The following is a 1,763-nucleotide window of genomic DNA, read 5'->3' as shown; positions in this document are numbered from 1 at the left end:
TATAGGTCATTTGTCTTCACTCCTTATAATTCTTTTTCGGGAACTATCTTGAGTGTAGCACAAATGACTTTTTTATTTGTCTAGCTTAATTTGACAAACGAAAAATAAAAAAATCTCTTTCAATTGGAGTAAATGCAGCAACTACTTTTCCTATAATTCTTGGATTATCATCCCAATATAATTTTATATCTGGAAATTTTCTTTCTCCGTTTTGATCCTCTTCTATATTTAAAGACTGTAGAAGAAGTCCATCTTCCTCTACAGTGACACATTTTATAAAAGCATTTCCCATAGAAACATTATCTATTGCACAAACTTAACCATCATAATCAGGAGAACTTTGATATTTTATAAGCGCAGTTTGACCATAATGAAATTCTGGTTCCATTGAGTCCCCTTTAATTGGGATGCCTATATCATAATTAACCTGTTTATCCCAATACACAGTACATGTTTCAATATTATCAGTATAACCTTCACCTAAACCTGCAGATAATGCTTGCTCAGTCGCTTGCTTATATGGGATTAAAGAATTTCTAAAATGAATTATGTTTTCTTAAAATAGTTTTCTTCCTTCTGATTTGGAGTTAAACCATTGTTAGCAGAATGGGGATTATAGTTGTTATAGAACTGTTCAATGTATTCGAAACAAGATAATCTAACCTCATCAATTGAGTGATAAGTCCTTCGATTAATTTCTCAATAAGGATGATGAACAGTTTCTAAAATGGGTAAATACGGGTAAGAATGAAAATATCTTATATATTTACCTCGCAGGCAAAGCCCTCGGAGTTGATTTAGTGAAAGTGGTGGAGGGATGAAAAAAGCAAAGGATTTCTTCCTTTGCTCTCTCAATATGTTTATTGTGAAATGTAATCAAGTAGTTTGAACATTGTTTCTTTATTCTCACTTGGAAAATCATTAGTCAAAATATCTTTCGGAGATTGATTCAATGCATTGTTATTCAAAGCATAAGAAGCGTCATTTACGACAATTTCATGTATATCTGTTTTTGTAGGTTCAAAATGAAATTGTAATCCAATTATATTTTTTAGAAGAAAACCTTGATTTTCCAATAAATCACTACTGAACAATAACTCGGCTTCCTTTGGAATCTCAAACATTTCTTCATGCCAATGTAGTGCACTTAATTTTGGTGGAATGTTTTGAATTGAATTACTTTTGAGATAAACAGGTGCCCAACCAACTTCTTTATAAGGTGCTTTTGAAACATCGTATCCTAAAGTTTTAGAAATTTGTTGGGCTCCATAGCAGGCGCCGAATATTGGTATGCTTCTATCAATAAGTTCTTGAATTAATTTACGCTCATCTTTAATCCAAGGCAAATCATCGTTTGGACTCATAGGGCCACCGAGGATGATTAACATATCAGTGTCTTTTTCGTTAGGAAGTATACCGTCAAAATAGTAGGGGTGATAAACATAAATGTCATGACCTCTTTCAAGTGCCCAATCTTTTATGAAACCAGGCCCTTCATTTGGAGAATGTTGTAAGATATTAATCCTCATAATAACACCTTTCTATATCAACGGCAATGTTTTTAACCGCACTTCGCCTGCAATTCACGTTAATTAAAATATTATAACATAAGATAGCAAGAATATATTGAAAAAAACTAATATCGCTGGTCAATGACTGGTGGAGAGAAACCGAATGACAATACTACTAGCGCTGTCAGTTCTTATGATAGGCGTGAATATTTATGAGATTAGGGGTTCTGTTGACTTCTAAATTTGCCTGCG

At 33.1% G+C, this 1,763-nt stretch carries 2 protein-coding genes and 1 pseudogene; all 3 read right to left on the bottom strand.

Translation table 11 applies throughout. From position 1 onward, the window contains the following. Positions 1-85: 85 nt before the first annotated feature. Positions 86-292, bottom strand: a complete 207-nt coding sequence (locus NE257_RS11480; protein ID WP_251886526.1) for a hypothetical protein — start codon at positions 290-292, stop codon at positions 86-88. Positions 293-536: 244 nt separating this feature from the next. Next, positions 537-699: pseudogene (locus NE257_RS11475) on the bottom strand (IS3-like element IS-LL6 family transposase); the annotation flags it as partial. Between the two features lie 161 nt (positions 700-860). Then, a complete protein-coding gene (locus NE257_RS11470; RefSeq protein WP_021464853.1) occupies positions 861-1,529 on the bottom strand; it encodes a type 1 glutamine amidotransferase in 669 nt (222 codons plus the stop codon). Positions 1,530-1,763: the final 234 nt, after the last annotated feature.

This window comes from Enterococcus italicus, assembly GCF_023743875.1.
Lineage (GTDB): Bacteria > Bacillota > Bacilli > Lactobacillales > Enterococcaceae > Enterococcus_G > Enterococcus_G italicus.
The sequence above is the reverse complement of the archived record's forward strand: the minus strand, read 5'-3'. Positions and strand labels throughout refer to the sequence as shown.

Excerpts from the sequence above, each read along its gene's own strand:
- NE257_RS11480 (WP_251886526.1), bottom strand. The coding sequence starts at position 292 with ATGGGAAATGCTTTTATAAAATGTGTCACTGTAGAGGAAGATGGACTT.
- NE257_RS11470 (WP_021464853.1), bottom strand. The coding sequence starts at position 1,529 with ATGAGGATTAATATCTTACAACATTCTCCAAATGAAGGGCCTGGTTTC.